The 13205-nt window shown below is 64.5% G+C and carries 13 protein-coding genes; 7 read left to right on the top strand and 6 right to left on the bottom strand.

What is annotated here, in order from left to right:
- Window position 1: 1 nt before the first annotated feature.
- Genes ACIQT2_RS14920 through ACIQT2_RS14910 form a run of 3 tightly spaced genes read left to right on the top strand, consistent with a single transcriptional unit; the run spans window position 2 to window position 3725 of the window.
- A complete protein-coding gene (locus tag ACIQT2_RS14920) occupies window positions 2–1678 on the top strand; it encodes an amidohydrolase family protein (RefSeq protein ID WP_402947811.1) in 1677 nt (558 codons plus the stop codon).
- The gene (locus ACIQT2_RS14915; protein ID WP_402947809.1) at window positions 1675–2310 is read left to right on the top strand and encodes a bifunctional 4-hydroxy-2-oxoglutarate aldolase/2-dehydro-3-deoxy-phosphogluconate aldolase; all 636 of its coding nucleotides are present in this window, start codon (window positions 1675–1677) and stop codon (window positions 2308–2310) included. The genes ACIQT2_RS14920 and ACIQT2_RS14915 overlap by 4 nt, the downstream gene beginning before the upstream one ends.
- Before the next feature lie 23 nt (window positions 2311–2333).
- Window positions 2334–3725 (top strand): GntP family permease, encoded by a 1392-nt coding sequence (locus ACIQT2_RS14910; protein ID WP_402947806.1) that lies wholly within the window; start codon window positions 2334–2336, stop codon window positions 3723–3725.
- Window positions 3726–4100: 375 nt separating this feature from the next.
- Here the strand turns inward: ACIQT2_RS14910 and ACIQT2_RS14905 are convergent, their stop codons facing one another.
- The 3 genes from ACIQT2_RS14905 to ACIQT2_RS14895 form a co-directional block, all read right to left on the bottom strand.
- Window positions 4101–4607, bottom strand: coding sequence for a universal stress protein (locus ACIQT2_RS14905; RefSeq protein WP_402947804.1), 507 nt, complete (start codon window positions 4605–4607; stop codon window positions 4101–4103).
- A gap of 118 nt (window positions 4608–4725) precedes the next feature.
- Window positions 4726–5088 (bottom strand): CU044_2847 family protein, encoded by a 363-nt coding sequence (locus ACIQT2_RS14900; RefSeq protein WP_397325125.1) that lies wholly within the window; start codon window positions 5086–5088, stop codon window positions 4726–4728.
- Window positions 5085–7856, bottom strand: a complete 2772-nt coding sequence (locus ACIQT2_RS14895) for a CHAT domain-containing protein (RefSeq protein ID WP_402947801.1) — start codon at window positions 7854–7856, stop codon at window positions 5085–5087. Before ACIQT2_RS14895 ends, ACIQT2_RS14900 begins: the two co-directional genes overlap by 4 nt.
- A 153-nt stretch (window positions 7857–8009) precedes the next feature.
- On the opposite strand from ACIQT2_RS14895, the gene ACIQT2_RS14890 reads away from it, so the two are divergent.
- Window positions 8010–8210 (top strand): hypothetical protein, encoded by a 201-nt coding sequence (locus tag ACIQT2_RS14890; protein WP_397325127.1) that lies wholly within the window; start codon window positions 8010–8012, stop codon window positions 8208–8210.
- On the opposite strand, the gene ACIQT2_RS14885 is transcribed toward ACIQT2_RS14890, so the two are convergent.
- Entirely contained in the window at window positions 8211–9242 is a 1032-nt protein-coding gene (locus tag ACIQT2_RS14885; protein ID WP_402947798.1) for an LLM class flavin-dependent oxidoreductase, read from the bottom strand.
- A gap of 170 nt (window positions 9243–9412) precedes the next feature.
- On the opposite strand from ACIQT2_RS14885, the gene ACIQT2_RS14880 reads away from it, so the two are divergent.
- Window positions 9413–9763, top strand: coding sequence for a hypothetical protein (locus tag ACIQT2_RS14880; protein ID WP_402947795.1), 351 nt, complete (start codon window positions 9413–9415; stop codon window positions 9761–9763).
- A 115-nt stretch (window positions 9764–9878) separates the two neighbouring features.
- Here the strand turns inward: ACIQT2_RS14880 and ACIQT2_RS14875 are convergent, their stop codons facing one another.
- Complete coding sequence (locus ACIQT2_RS14875; protein WP_402947793.1) at window positions 9879–10475, bottom strand: dihydrofolate reductase family protein; 597 nt, start codon at window positions 10473–10475, stop codon at window positions 9879–9881.
- Window positions 10476–10661: 186 nt separating this feature from the next.
- Here ACIQT2_RS14875 and ACIQT2_RS14870 point away from each other — a divergent pair, with 186 nt between their 5' ends.
- Complete coding sequence (locus tag ACIQT2_RS14870; protein WP_402947790.1) at window positions 10662–11180, top strand: hypothetical protein; 519 nt, start codon at window positions 10662–10664, stop codon at window positions 11178–11180.
- 581 nt (window positions 11181–11761) lie between these two features.
- Here the strand turns inward: ACIQT2_RS14870 and ACIQT2_RS14865 are convergent.
- Window positions 11762–12100 (bottom strand): hypothetical protein, encoded by a 339-nt coding sequence (locus ACIQT2_RS14865; RefSeq protein ID WP_400332726.1) that lies wholly within the window; start codon window positions 12098–12100, stop codon window positions 11762–11764.
- A 152-nt stretch (window positions 12101–12252) separates the two neighbouring features.
- Here ACIQT2_RS14865 and ACIQT2_RS14860 point away from each other — a divergent pair, with 152 nt between their 5' ends.
- Window positions 12253–13176, top strand: coding sequence for a LysR family transcriptional regulator (locus ACIQT2_RS14860; RefSeq protein WP_402947787.1), 924 nt, complete (start codon window positions 12253–12255; stop codon window positions 13174–13176).
- Window positions 13177–13205: the final 29 nt, after the last annotated feature.

Here is a 13205-nt window from a genome sequence, read left to right as displayed (position 1 = left end):
CATGAAGACCCTCATCAGCAACGCCACCTTGGTGGACGGAACCGGAGCGGACCGCCGCCCCGCGGACGTCCTGCTCGACGGTGCGGTAATTGCCGTGATCGCCGACGCCGGCAGCCTCACCAAAGCGGGAACAGACGCAGACCGCACCATCGATGCCGCGGGCCTGGTCCTGAGCCCGGGGTTCATCGACATGCACGCCCACTCTGACCTGCAACTGCTGGTCAACCGCGACCACTACGCCAAGCTCAGCCAAGGCGTCACGACGGAATTGCTGGGCCAGGACGGGCTCTCCTACGCGCCCGTTGACGACGCCACACTCGCTGGAGTCCGGGAGAAGATCGCAGGCTGGAACGACAACCCAGCGGACTTCGACTGGGATTGGCGGACCGTGGGCGAGTACCTGGACCGGCTGGATGCGCCGGAAGCCAACGCGGACGGCAGCACCGGGCGCATTGCCACCAACGCCGCCTACCTCGTCCCGCAGGGGACCGTCCGGGCCATGGTGATGGGCTTCGCGGAGGGCGATCCCACCCCGGAACAGCAGCAGCAGATGCAGGACGTCATCCGCACGGCGATGGAGGAAGGCGCCGTGGGCATGAGCTCCGGCCTGACCTACACGCCCGGAATGTACGCGCAGACTGAAGAACTCGCAGGCCTGTGCCGTGTTGTTGGTGAACTGGGCGGGTTCTACGCTCCGCACCACCGTTCCTACGGCAAGGGCGCACTCGATGCCTACGCAGAGATGATCGGGCTCAGCCGTGAGACGGGATGCGCCCTCCACTTGTCCCACGCCACCATGAACTTCGCTGAAAACAAGGGCCGTGCAGGGGAACTCCTGGACCTCATCGATGAAGCGCTGGAGCAAGGCGTGGACATCACCCTGGACACCTACCCCTACCTCCCGGGTGCCACCACGCTGAGTGCGATCCTGCCGAGTTGGGCGTCGTCCGGCGGAACGGAGGCCACCCTGGGCCGCCTGGCCGACCCCGAAACCAGGGCACGCATCCGCGAAGCCGTGGAGATCTACGGTTCCGATGGCTGCCACGGCGTGGTCGCAGAGTGGGACACCCTGGAGATCAGCGGTGTCCAGAATCCTGCGCTCGCAGGCCACGTGGGCAAGACCATCAAGGACATCGCCGCGGAGACCGGGGAAGAACCGTTCGACGTGTTCGCCCGGATCCTCACCGAGGACCGCCTGGGCACCGGCATCCTGCAGCACGTGGGCCACGAGGAAAACGTGCAGGCCATCATGAAACACCGCACGCATACAGGCGGCAGCGATGGATTGTTGGTCGGTGCCAAGCCGCACCCGCGCGCGTGGGGTACGTTCCCGCGCTACCTCGGCCACTACTCCCGGGACCTCGGATTGCTCAGCCTCGAAGAGACTGTCCACCACCTCAGTGGCCGGCCTGCCGCACGACTCAAGCTCCACAACAGGGGACTGGTCCGCGAAGGGTTCGCCGCCGACGTCGTACTTTTCGATCCGGAAACCATCCGCGACACCGCCACTTTCGAGAATCCTCGCCAAGCCGCCAGCGGCATCGAGTATGTGTTCGTCAACGGCACGGCAGCGATCGACGGCGGCAAACCCACCGGCGCGCGCGCCGGCCGCGCCCTCCGCAGGCAGGGTGACGGCCTCACCAGGGAAGCCGCTACCAACCAGGAAAGAAGCCAATGACCCCCGAAGAATTCGTCCAGCAGCTCGAAGTCGACCGCACCCTCGCGGTGGTCCGGGCACCCTCCATCACGGACGCTGCGGACCTGTGCCGGGCATTGGCCCAGGGCGGCATCCGCAGCGTCGAACTGACCTTCACCACGCCGGACGCGCTCAAGCACGTCCAGCGCGCGGCCGAAACCGCAGCGGACCACGGCGCCGCCGTCGGAATCGGTACGGTCATGACAGGCGACCAGGCCCGTGCGGCCATCGACGCCGGGGCGCAATTCCTGGTGACCCCCGGACTCCGGCCCGAGGTCGCTGCCGTTGCCACGGCGGCGGGAATCCCGTTCAGCCTCGGCGCCATGACCCCCACAGAGGTGGCGCAGGCGCTGGACCTCGGCTCCGCCGCCGTCAAGATTTTCCCCGCCCGGCAGCTCGGCCCGGCGTACTTGAAGGATCTGCAGGGGCCCTACCCGGGCATCCGCCTGCTTCCTTCCGGAGGCATCGACGCCTCCAACGCCAAGAGCTACCTCGACGCCGGTGCTGCCGCAGTCTGCTGCGGCACCAGCGTGGTCCCGCCCGCAGCAGTTGCTGCCGGCGACTGGGCAGACATCGCGGCACGTGCCGCCGCCTTCACCGGCACCCTCAAGTAGGACCCACCTAGAAAGTAACGTCCATGAATGAATTCCTCGACTGGCTGCGGCACGATACCGTTGGCCTGCTCCTCCTGGCAGGCGCGGGCATCGCGTTGCTGCTGTTCCTGATCATCAAGGTCAAGCTCGAACCGTTCATCGCCCTGGTGGGAACGGGCGTGCTGGTGGCCCTGGTGGGCGGGATCTCGGTGGAAGCCTTGGTGGGATCGGCCACCAAGAGCAGCGACGCCCTCATTGAGAAGGGCTTCGCGGGCATCCTCGGCCACATCACCGTGATCATCGGCCTTGGTACCGTGCTCGGCGCGATCCTGGAACGGTCCGGCGGCGCAGAGGTGCTGCTCAGCAGGCTGGTGAAGATCTTCGGCGAGAAGGGTACGCCGCTTGCCATGGGTATCACCGGCTTCGTGCTGGGTATCCCGGTGTTCTTCGATATCGGCATCTTCGTGCTGGCGCCGCTGGTGTACGTCGCTGCGATCCGTGGTGGCAAGTCCCTGGCCCTGTACGCGCTTCCGCTGCTGGCCGGCCTGTCCGTGACCCACGCCTTCCTGCCCCCGCACCCCGGACCCGTCGCTGCCGCCGGTTTGTTCCACGTGGACCTCGGCTGGATCATCCTCATGGGCCTCATCTGCGGCATCCCTGCTTGGTTCGCTTCCGGTATTTTGTGGGGCACGTGGATCGGCAAGCGGGTCATGGTCAACGTTCCCGAGGACCGGATTGTTGCCGAGGCCGAGGAAGCCAAGGGCCACGAACCGTCCATCGGCCTGGTACTCCTGGCCATCGGCCTGCCGATGATCCTCATTCTCGGTGGCACTTTCGGCAACATCTTTGCTCCCGCAGGCCCGTTCCGCGACGCCCTCCAGTTCTTCGGCAACCCGGCCATCGCGCTGACGGTCGCTGTGCTCCTGGCCATGTGGCTCCTGGGTATCCGCCGTGGCATGACCGCAGCCGAGCTCAGCGAAATCACCGGCTCCTCGCTGCGTCCCGTGGGCATGATCCTGCTGGTCGTCGGTGCGGGTGCGTTTTTCGGCGCCGTGCTGTCAGCGACCGGTGTTGGCAAGGCCGTGGCTGACTCGCTGTCCCAGGCAGGCCTGCCGATCATCCTGTCCGCGTTCGTGATCAGTGCCGGCATGCGCATCGCGCAGGGCTCGGCCACCGTGGCGATCGTGACCACGGGTGGCATCCTCGCCCCGAGCCTGGCAACCGGGTACTCCCAGCCGCAGTTGGCTCTGATCGTGGTGGCCATTTCCTCCGGCTCGATCATTGCCAGCCACGTCAATGACGGCGGTTTCTGGATCATCTCCAAGTACTTCAACATGTCCGTGAAGGACACCCTGAAGACGTGGACCGTGCTCGAGACCGTCCTGTCCTTGGTGGGCTTCGGAATGGCGGCCCTGCTGTACACGTTCGTGAGGTGACGCTGCTCCGCTGAGGTGAGTACCGCCGTCGTGCCCTTTTGCCAAGTGGGGAGGCTGCCGCGCCCGAGGTGGATTCCCGCCGTCGTACCTTTTTGACGCCGCGCGTGCCGCCACCACCCACTTTGACTGCCAAACGGCCCCGACATGCCTGTCTATGGGCGTGTCGGGGCCGTTTTCGCGTCAAAGAAGGTCGTAGCGGCACAGGCCAGAGCAGAATGCGGGTGCCAGGCGAGGTTAAACAAAAGCTCCGGAGTGCGTTATTGGGGGATACGCACTCCGGAGCAGCCTTTGAGGCAGGGGCTTTCGCTCACCTGCAGTAAATACTCTACGACGCGTTGGCCTCCATTGCCACCGTGTCGAATTAGTACTTTCGCTTTAGTTTTTCGAAGCGCTTACCGGGCGTTTTTTCTGCGGCACAATCAGCACCGGACGACGTTGGTGATGGCTCAGCCATGCCGCCACCGAACCGTTCAAAGCCTCGGAAATCCGGTGCCCCAGGCCGGGTTCCGGCGTGCCGACGATGATCATCGACGCCTTGATGTCCTCGGCGAGCCGCCCAAGGGCCCGGGCAGGATCGCCCGCCAACAACCGCAACGTCCAATCGGCCGAACCTCCGTCCATGGCGTCGGCGATGGCCTTCCCCAGATCGTCCCGGACGGCTGCCACATCCTCGTCGTCCTTGTCCGGATGCAGGGACATCCGGTGGGTCTCGCGGGAGGGATCCCACTCCACGAGGTAGCTGGCCTCGTCCACGTACGCGCACACCAAGGGCACCCCGAGTTGTTCTGCGAGGTTCCGGGCGGTCTGCAGGACCTCCACATGCTGGTCCGGTAAAACGCCGACCACCAAGGGAATGCGCCCGCTGAAATTTTCCGCAGCCATACCTTATTGTTGCGCCGGGCGTGGGGCTTGAACAGGCTGTTTGGTCCCCCAACTGGGTCGCAGTTAAGCGCGTTTTGAGGGCTCTAAACGCGCACTACTGCGACTTACTTGGGTGGGGCTAGGCGGATGAGGTGGGGTTGGTTGAGGGACTCGGCTTGTTCCACGTGAGGCGCACCGTGAAGTTGGATCCGGTGCTGGCCGCGGCGATGAATGCACCCGCTTCCGCATGCAGGTCGATGCCGAATTCCACGCTGAGTTCGTCGGGCCGGTTCTCCAGGCTCAGCAACTCATCGATCACGCCCTGCACCGCCGGCCGGACGTGTTCCAGCGCGCGTTGGAACGTCTGTTGGGCCCTGGCGAACACCCCCGAATGCTCCGCGGAGTGGTCGCCACCCCGTGTGACCAGGCTCCCGGCCGAGCTCGCCACCTCCACAACCACGGTGCCGCCGTCGTCCGTTGCAAACTCAACCAAGCGCGTCATGGTGCTGTCCTCTCCGACGATGCTGCCCGCAGGCGGCGTGCTGTCACCAGGTATCCGATGCCCACCGTTGCCAGAATGACCAGTTGAACGAGGACAAAGTAGGCGTGCGTCCGGTACCACGCCTCCATGAAGACCCCTTTGTCCTGGAACCACACGAGCGGAATGGACACGGTAGCGAGCAGCAACAGCCAGCCGAGGACACGATCCCGTTGCGAACGCAGCGCCAGGACTCCTGCCCAGAGTCCCAACACGGCCACCGCGAGGCTTCCGATGACGGTGGTGGCTTCCACGGTGTAGTTCAGGCCGGACAAGCCAAAGACTCCGTGCGCCGCCACCAGGCAAGCCATGACCGTACGGCCCAGGACGGAGCGGTCGGGCAAGCCTGCCACCGCGAGCATCAGGTACCCAAACGGCGCGATCAGTCCGTACACCACCCGCAGTAAACCTTCGCCGCCGGCTTCGTACGAGTAGGTTTCGTCGATCCAGATGAAGTTGATGGCATAACCCGCCCCCACGACGCCAGCCACCAGCAGCGACGCCGCGCCCCAGGCCAGCGGGATCCAGTCGGGCGGTTTGGCGTTGCCTGCCGTGGCTTGGGTTTGCGCTTTGCTTGCGTTGGGTGCAGCGTACGACGGCGGTGCCTGGCTTGGTTGCTCGCGGCGGCTGGTGGGTGTGGCCGGGTTGCTTGGGGCCGTGTTTGGACCGGCTTGGGTGCGTTGGCGCTGCGGCTGCTCGACTGCTGGGGGCTGCGTTTGTTCGGCCGCTTGGTGCGTCCGTTGGCCGACGAGGGGGATGGGGCTGCTGGTGACGCGCGGCTGCGCTGGCTCCGCGCCGGGAACTGTGCCTGAAGCCGGGGCGTTCTGGGCGCTTGCGTCGCTGGCCCGGCGCTCTCCGGCTGGTCGTTCGCTGCCTGGCTGCCGGGTGGGTTCCGGCGGAGGGTCGAAGGCCGTGTAGGACCCGTGGTGTTCCTCAGCTTGGTCCGACTGCGGGGGATCGACCGGTGTGGGCTCGGGTGGCTTCGCCTTCTCGATCTCTTCCCTGGCAGCCGAGGCCAGGCCATCGGGGTCCGCCTGGTCCGGGTCAAGCGTGGCCAGTTCCCGCGAGACGTCCAGCACTGTTTCCCACGAGCCCAACGACGAGTGATAACGGAGCTCACCCTGCAGGTCGGCGATGCGCTGGCGTCGCTCGCAATCCTTCTTCCGGGCGGTGGCGTCAGGGTAGGCGGGATCGTCCTGCACGCGGGCAAAACCGTCCGCCGCGGCCAACCAGTCGCCGGCTTCCTCGGCCGCAACGGCGTCACGGTAGGCGCGGGACATGTCCAAACGCTCCTGGGCTGCGCTCCGAAGCATGGGTGCGTCCCGGTATCCAGGCTCCAGCGTCAGGAGGTCGGTGAACAGCTCAATGGCCTGCTCATACCGCCGCGCCCGCAGCTCGGCCGATGCCTGGACATAGAGTGCCCGGAGCTGCGCGCGCTTCATGGCCAGCTCCGCGTTGCCTTGCGCCGCGCGGGCGGTGCCTGTGTCGCTGGCCGGCCCCACGGCATAGGCGGCTTGCCCGCCCTGGGCGACAACCGCCGTCGTGCTTTGATCGCGCGGTGTGCCCGAACCGCTGAAGGTGCGTCCCGGCGTCGTGGTCTCCTGCTTGACCGCCGCGCGCGGTGGGCCCTTCAGCGTGAACAGTTGCGTGGACCCGCCCCGGACGTAGAGGGCGGGGGTGACCCATTCGAGGGTGCCGTCCGGGCTGGCCATGACCGAGATGCGGCCGACGCGCGCGGCCTCGTCCACGGTACGGCCGTTGGCGATGGCTGCGTAGAAGCCGTGCGCGAAGGCGATGGCCGCGGCGTCGCTGATGGCGAACTGCATGGCGGCAACCGCGCCGATCCCGCTCCTGACCAGGGCCGATGCGGTACCGGAGAAGAGATCGGCTTGGCCCATTTCGCCAGACGAGCACGAGTTGAGGACCACCAGCCGTGGGCGGGGCGAGGCGACGCTCAGGAGGGCCATGAGCCGGACGGCGCGGACCATGGCGGCCCGGCCGTCGGGGCCTACCAAGGCGATGCGGCCTTCGTCGGTGCGGGAGTCGTAGTCGCCGTGCCCCACGAAATGGACTACGTGCCACGGACCGGCGAGGAGCATCGACTGGACGTCGTCCCACGTGCCCGTTTTCGACCAGACCAGCTCCACGCGGCCTTCATCAACGGGCCCTGCCAGTGCCCGGCTCAGGTGGTCCTTCTCGGTTTGGATGTCCAGGGCCGGAAGGTCGCGTGGGGAGGCGACGATGCCGAGGATCCGCAGCGGGGGTGCGACGTCGAGAGGGTTGAGGTTGTAGTCGGGAGCGGGGACGTGCCGCAGCAGGGGCTCGGTCTGGCAGAGGTAGGTCTCGGTTTCGGGATCGAAGAGGGTCTCCCACGGCATCATCGCGAGCTCGGGTGCCGAGAGCCTCAGCACTACGCGGAGCTGTTGGCCAGCGTGCTGCGCGGCGCCGAGGCTGGCCCGATAGGTGCCGTAGACCTCGCGGGTGAAGAGTGCCTGGAAGAGTTCCTGGCCCACCTCGCGGACGGCGACCTCAGCCACCGGGAGGGTTCGCCTGGCCGCGACGGCCGAGGCAAGGACGGTGGCTTCGAGCTGCGGGAGCCGGTCCTGGATGCTGTCCACGTCCAGGGTGAAGGTGCCGGACGCGTGTCCTCCCGCCGGCGCACGGACCACGTGCACCGTATATTCTCCGCGTGCAGAGCCGGTAACGATCTCCAGCTCGATGTCACAGTCCATCGCGGGATCCCTCTGTGGTTCTTACGTACAGATTGGCCCTTGTTCCGGGTCCCTTACAAGGGGTTGTTCTCTCTGCTCTTGAAGGGGAATCTGCCTCGGCCTACGGTTAATCCGTGGCCTCGGGGCCTCTCATCCGAAGGAAGGCGGCGTGCGATGGAAATCTTCATGTGGTGGCTCGATCTTCATCTGGACAGCAAGGAATGGCTGCGCGAAAACCTGCGCTCCGAGGAACTGCCGCTCCAGGTCCTGCAGCACATCGCGGAGGCCGGCGGACCGCATCAGGACGACCTCAGCGGTGGGCTGACCGAGGCAGACTGGGACTTCATCGAGACGCAGTCGGAGTTCGTGGACTGACTATTCCCTGTGCGCTGACCAACCCAGCGCCGGGCCCAGCTTCTCAGCGATATCCGTGAGAATCTGCACGTAGTCACCGTGCTCGAAGCTGAACGGAAGAGCGAACGCCACCTCGTCCACTTCCTGGAACCCCTTGTGCGCGTACAGTTGCTCGGCAATCTGATCGCTGGTGCCGATGAGGTCTTGGGCGAACATCACCCGCTTGGGGCCTTGTGGAGTCTTGGTGCGGGGCGTGCGTTCGTCGACGTAGCGCTGGTACTTTTCCCGCTGTGCGTTAGACGCGGAATCGGTGGGGATCACCACCAGGCCCTGCGAAACCCTCGCCGCTTGCCCGGCCGGTGCCGCCTCGCGGAAAGCCATGATCTGGCTTTGCTGGATCTGGGCGAAGTCCGGGTCCTGGCCTTCCTCCGGAAAAATGACACTGCTGGAGAGCAGGTTGAAGCCGTTCGTCCCCGCCCAGACGGCCGACTTGAGGCTGGCGGCGCCATACCAAAGGCGATCCCGGAGGCCGGGGGAGTGTGGTTCCACGCGGTTGGAGAACTCCTCCACCACACCCTGCTTGCCGGAGAACTCGCGCACCTTTTCGCCCGCTACCAGCCGGGCGAGGCGTTCCACGCGGGCGTAGCTGAAGTCCTCAGCGTCGGCAGAATCCGGGTACAACTCGTGCTTCACGGTGTCGTAATTCATGGGTTCACCGACACTCAGCCCCGGGTTGATTCGTCCACCGGAGAGAACATCAACTGTGGCAAGATCCTCGGCCAGGCGCAGCGGGTTCTCCCAGCCGAGCGGCGTGACAGCCGTCCCGAGTTCGATCCTCGACGTACGCTGGCTTGCGGCGGCCATCACGGCGATCGGGGAAGAGATCCCAAACTGCAGGTGACGGTGGCGGAGCCAGGCACTGTCGAAGCCGAGTTTCTCGCCGAGTTCGATGATCTCCAGCGTGGACCGGTGCCCCGCCGCCGGATCCGCGGGATCGAACAGGCCGATGGTGAGGAAGCCAAGCTTGCGGAGCGGGCGGTCGGGGTTGGGCATGCGGGTTCCTTCACGGTGGGGCGGCGGCTACTGCCCAGAATAGGCGCCCGTTTAGATCACGACGGCGGGAGGTTACCTTTTGTGATGAGCCGCCGTTCGCGCGGCCGGTGGCTGTGGAGGGCGGAACCCCTCGTGCCAACTGCGTTGCAACAACTGGCACCATTAGAACCGTGGTTACCTTGATCCGGCGAACGCGCGTCGCTCTCGTGGTGATCGTCGCCGTGGTCCTTTTGGTGGGAGCTTTTGCCGCCATCCGGCTTTGGAGCGTCCACCAAGAGACTTCGGACTGGGTATTCGCGCCGAAAGAGGTGCCATCGAAAGTTCAATTTGCCGGGAGGGAGTACAACTGCGGTCCTGATCCGAGGCCCACGAAGTACGACATCGGATTGTTGTCTTTGCAGGGCCTGACAGCCAGAGGTGGAGTGATCTTCGCGCAGGAGCCGTCGTCGAGTGCCAGGGTGTTTATCGTCGTGCGAACGAGCGAGGGTGCGTTCGGTTGCGATCTCATGGGCGGTCCGTAGCCGACCTGGGCGCTTGTTCCTCGGCACGCAAGAGATCGCACCCAGGGGCGCTTGATTGTTGATCCTGATGAAGCAGATGACGCACCGTCGGTGCACGACAAGGCAGGCGCATGCGTCAGGCGTACTCGGGGCGTCCGCCCACCCGGTAGGTGAGTCCCACGATTCCGCTCCCAAAAACGCGAGAGTCCGTCAGTTGGAGCCTGAAATCGAGCCCGCTGTGGGGGAAGACGCGTTCGCCTTCGCCGACGATAACGGGAAACTGGACCAGATTCAGTTCGTCGACCAGTTCGTTCTCGAGCAGCCATCGTGCGAGCGAGACGCTGCCAACCACGAGAAGCTCGCCGCCGGGCCGGGCCTTGAGTTCTTTCAACCGGCTGGGAAGGTCGTCGGGGATCACAGTCGTCTGCTCCCAGCTTGGTTCAGCCAGAGTGGTCGAGACGACGTATTTGGGCTTTGAGCTGATTGCCTCACCAAAGCCGCCGTCGTCGTTGCGCGCACCCCAGTACGTTTCGAACAGTCCGTAGGTCTTCCGTCCGAGGAGGAACGCGTCCGGGCGCCTCCAGGTGTCGAGGATGTACTGAACGGCTTCAGCATCGTTGAGGGGAATTGCCCAGCCGCCGCGAGTGAATCCGGGATCCATTTCCTCATTGTTGCCGCCGTTGGCTTGGGCGACACAGTCGAGGGTGACCTGCAGGCTGACGGTAAGCTTCATGACCCGTTCCTCTCTGGCGACAAGATGGTCACAAAGTAGCAGCGAGGGCAGACATGCGGAACCCCGAGCACTCGGCAGCTTTCGCCAGCAAAAGGGCGGTGGCGTGCTCACGTCTGCTGAATAGGACAACGCCCGCTTGTGCGCGCCGGCATAGTCCAGTGGTCGGAACCTAAATAGATTTGAGCCATGACATTGCCTCTCGTCGGAGATGAAGTTGTTCACCTTGATTCCGGCACCTTTATGTGGGTCCAGTTGACGCGTTTCCTCATCGACCCGGATCAGGACGACCAATCTATTCTCGAGAGCCTGATCAAGAGCCCCGGGTACCAGCACGACTATGCCTCCCCCTTTCCCTCGGCGACGGAAGTCCGAGCATGGGGAATTCATGGTCGGTGGATGATTGATGCCATTCATCCGGGTCTGTTCGAGCCATGGACGGCCGAAGCGGCGAAGGCCGAGATCGCCATCTGGGCCAATGACCAAGAATGGACGGACCCGGAATACTCCCAGCCCCACGAAGTTATTCAAAGGCTGGAAACCATCTACACCCTGATGGGCTCGGGCACTGTGCTGAAGCTACGCAATCCCCCACGGGAATGCGAACATGACTACGGCTTCGTCACCGGAAACCTGGGCTTCCACGAGTTCATCGTCATTGATCGGATCCTCCGCACGCTTCACGTCATTGTGGCTTCAGATGACTGAAATGAGGCCGACCATAAGCCCTCCTGCACAAAGCCGGACCGATACACAGACATGGGCGCGGGGCACGCGGTGAGTGACACTCGGGCATGCGTTTCCTGTAGCCGACCAACTTGTGCCCGGTAGTGGGCACTCCTGCCCATCGCGGCGCCAAGTCCGCGCTGGTAGTTTGGCCCTATTCGTTCAGGCCTATTTGGGGAGAGACTATGAAGCGTAGAAACACCATTGCCAGTATTACTGCAGCTATCGCGGTTGCCGTCGGAGGCCTCGCGGTTGCGGCGCCAGCGGAGGCTGCGGGCTACTCCTACCTTTATCCGACAGATTTCAGCACCCAGTCCGCGTGTAACACGAAGCGCCTGACGATGAACTCCTCCTGGACCCGTGCGAGTCAGTGCTTCATCATGACCGATACCGGGAAAGTCGTGTGGAAATTCTCTGTCACTGTGCGCGGATAGCTTCACGCTCCATTCGCTGGCAGCGCCTCGCGCCAGGACCAAGACAAGGCAGAGTGCCCCCATCCAAAGGATGGGGGCACTCTGCCTTGTCTTGGTCCTTAAGCCAACAAACCGCCGGGCGTGAGCCGCCTACGCGCACTTGGCCACCGGGACCACCACATGGGTGCCGGTGTCCGTCGTCGTGAATTCCCTGACCTCCGCGGTGGGCGCGACGGTTTCCGCCACCGCCCGCTGCTTGGCGCGCATGCGGAGAATCGCGATGCTGGAGATCAGGAACCAGGCAATGTTGGTGACAACTGAGGGCCACGCGCCATGAAGCAAGCCGTTAAGAATGAACGCGCAGGCGCCGAACAGGTTCACGGCCTGGAAGCTGATTCCCGGCTTCAGCCAACCCATGGAAACTGACATGAAAGCGCCAAGCATCGCCGCCGCACCGGTCCATCCAACAACTTCCCACAGCATTTCCATTTCAGTCCTTTCACGAGTTGGCGCCAGCCGAGCGGCAAGCGGATTTTTGGTGTGGTGTGGGCCCGCAGAAGTGGCCCTGAGATAGATCTTGCTGGAGATATTTGTTTAGTTCAATTGCATTTATCTGAAGCCGGTATGTAGGATCTCTTAACATGGAAATGGACCCGCGCCGAATCCTCGTTTTGCTTGCCGTCGCCCGCACAGGAGGGGTCCTCGCGGCGGCCGACGAACTGCGGATTACGCCCTCGGCCGTGTCCCAGCAGCTGAGCAAACTCGAGAGCGAAGCAGGCCAAGCTCTCCTGGTACGGACGCCGAAAGGATCAGTGCTCACGCCCGCGGGTCTCGCCATGGCCGAAGCCGGCGAAGAGATTGAAAGGGCGTTGAATGTTGCCCGGACCCGTATGGAAGGCGAGGCCCAGGTGGCCGGTGTTGTCCGGCTGGGTGGCTTCACCAGCTTCATGCGGACAGTAGTGATACCGCGGATCCCCGAATGGCGCAGCATGTACCCGCAGTTGAAGATCGAAATCGTCGAGGACAGCTTCCCGCCCTTGATGCGGTTGTTCCGGCAACGCCAACTCGACGCCGTGGTGGTGGAAAAGGACTCGACGGCGGCAGAGCAGCAGCCGCTGGCATCGGGAATGGTGGAGGAACCCCTGCTTGACGAACCCTGGAAACTGGTGGTTCCGGCAGGGTCGTTGCTGGCCACGGAAAGCATCGACCTTAGCCGGTTGCCGTTGCCCTGGCTGGGAGTCGAGCCGTCTGCGGCGAACATCGCGGTGCTCGGCCGGCTGCGTCATTCAACAGGCGTCCGCATAGAGACGGTCCACCAATACGCAGATACGCTGACGGCGCTCGCCTTGGTCGCAGCCGGAGAAGGTGTGGCCATTGTGCCTACGCTCGCGCTGACCGGCGTGATCCAGGACCAGGTGGATGTCCTGGATGTTCCCGGCCTGGGGACCAGACATATCGCCTTGCGGCGGTTTGAGCGGCGAAGGCCCACGAGCTTGCCCGTCGACACGCTCGCCCGGCTTCTGAGGGAATCGGCGGCGGCGTTCGATACGCGATCCGGCTCATGAATAGGTCCGGCTCATGAAAATGGTCCCGC

Origin of the sequence: Paenarthrobacter sp. NPDC090522 (assembly GCF_044769225.1) — a bacterium.
GTDB lineage: Bacteria > Actinomycetota > Actinomycetes > Actinomycetales > Micrococcaceae > Arthrobacter.
The sequence above is the reverse complement of the archived record's forward strand: the minus strand, read 5'-3'. Positions and strand labels throughout refer to the sequence as shown.

Coding starts and splice junctions, on each gene's coding strand:
- ACIQT2_RS14920 (WP_402947811.1), top strand. CDS start 2: ATGAAGACCCTCATCAGCAACGCCACCTTGGTGGACGGAACCGGAGCG.
- ACIQT2_RS14915 (WP_402947809.1), top strand. CDS start 1,675: ATGACCCCCGAAGAATTCGTCCAGCAGCTCGAAGTCGACCGCACCCTC.
- ACIQT2_RS14910 (WP_402947806.1), top strand. CDS start 2,334: ATGAATGAATTCCTCGACTGGCTGCGGCACGATACCGTTGGCCTGCTC.
- ACIQT2_RS14905 (WP_402947804.1), bottom strand. CDS start 4,607: ATGGCTGCGGAAAATTTCAGCGGGCGCATTCCCTTGGTGGTCGGCGTT.
- ACIQT2_RS14900 (WP_397325125.1), bottom strand. CDS start 5,088: ATGACGCGCTTGGTTGAGTTTGCAACGGACGACGGCGGCACCGTGGTT.
- ACIQT2_RS14895 (WP_402947801.1), bottom strand. CDS start 7,856: ATGGACTGTGACATCGAGCTGGAGATCGTTACCGGCTCTGCACGCGGA.
- ACIQT2_RS14890 (WP_397325127.1), top strand. CDS start 8,010: ATGGAAATCTTCATGTGGTGGCTCGATCTTCATCTGGACAGCAAGGAA.
- ACIQT2_RS14885 (WP_402947798.1), bottom strand. CDS start 9,242: ATGCCCAACCCCGACCGCCCGCTCCGCAAGCTTGGCTTCCTCACCATC.
- ACIQT2_RS14875 (WP_402947793.1), bottom strand. CDS start 10,475: ATGAAGCTTACCGTCAGCCTGCAGGTCACCCTCGACTGTGTCGCCCAA.
- ACIQT2_RS14870 (WP_402947790.1), top strand. CDS start 10,662: ATGACATTGCCTCTCGTCGGAGATGAAGTTGTTCACCTTGATTCCGGC.
- ACIQT2_RS14865 (WP_400332726.1), bottom strand. CDS start 12,100: ATGGAAATGCTGTGGGAAGTTGTTGGATGGACCGGTGCGGCGGCGATG.
- ACIQT2_RS14860 (WP_402947787.1), top strand. CDS start 12,253: ATGGAAATGGACCCGCGCCGAATCCTCGTTTTGCTTGCCGTCGCCCGC.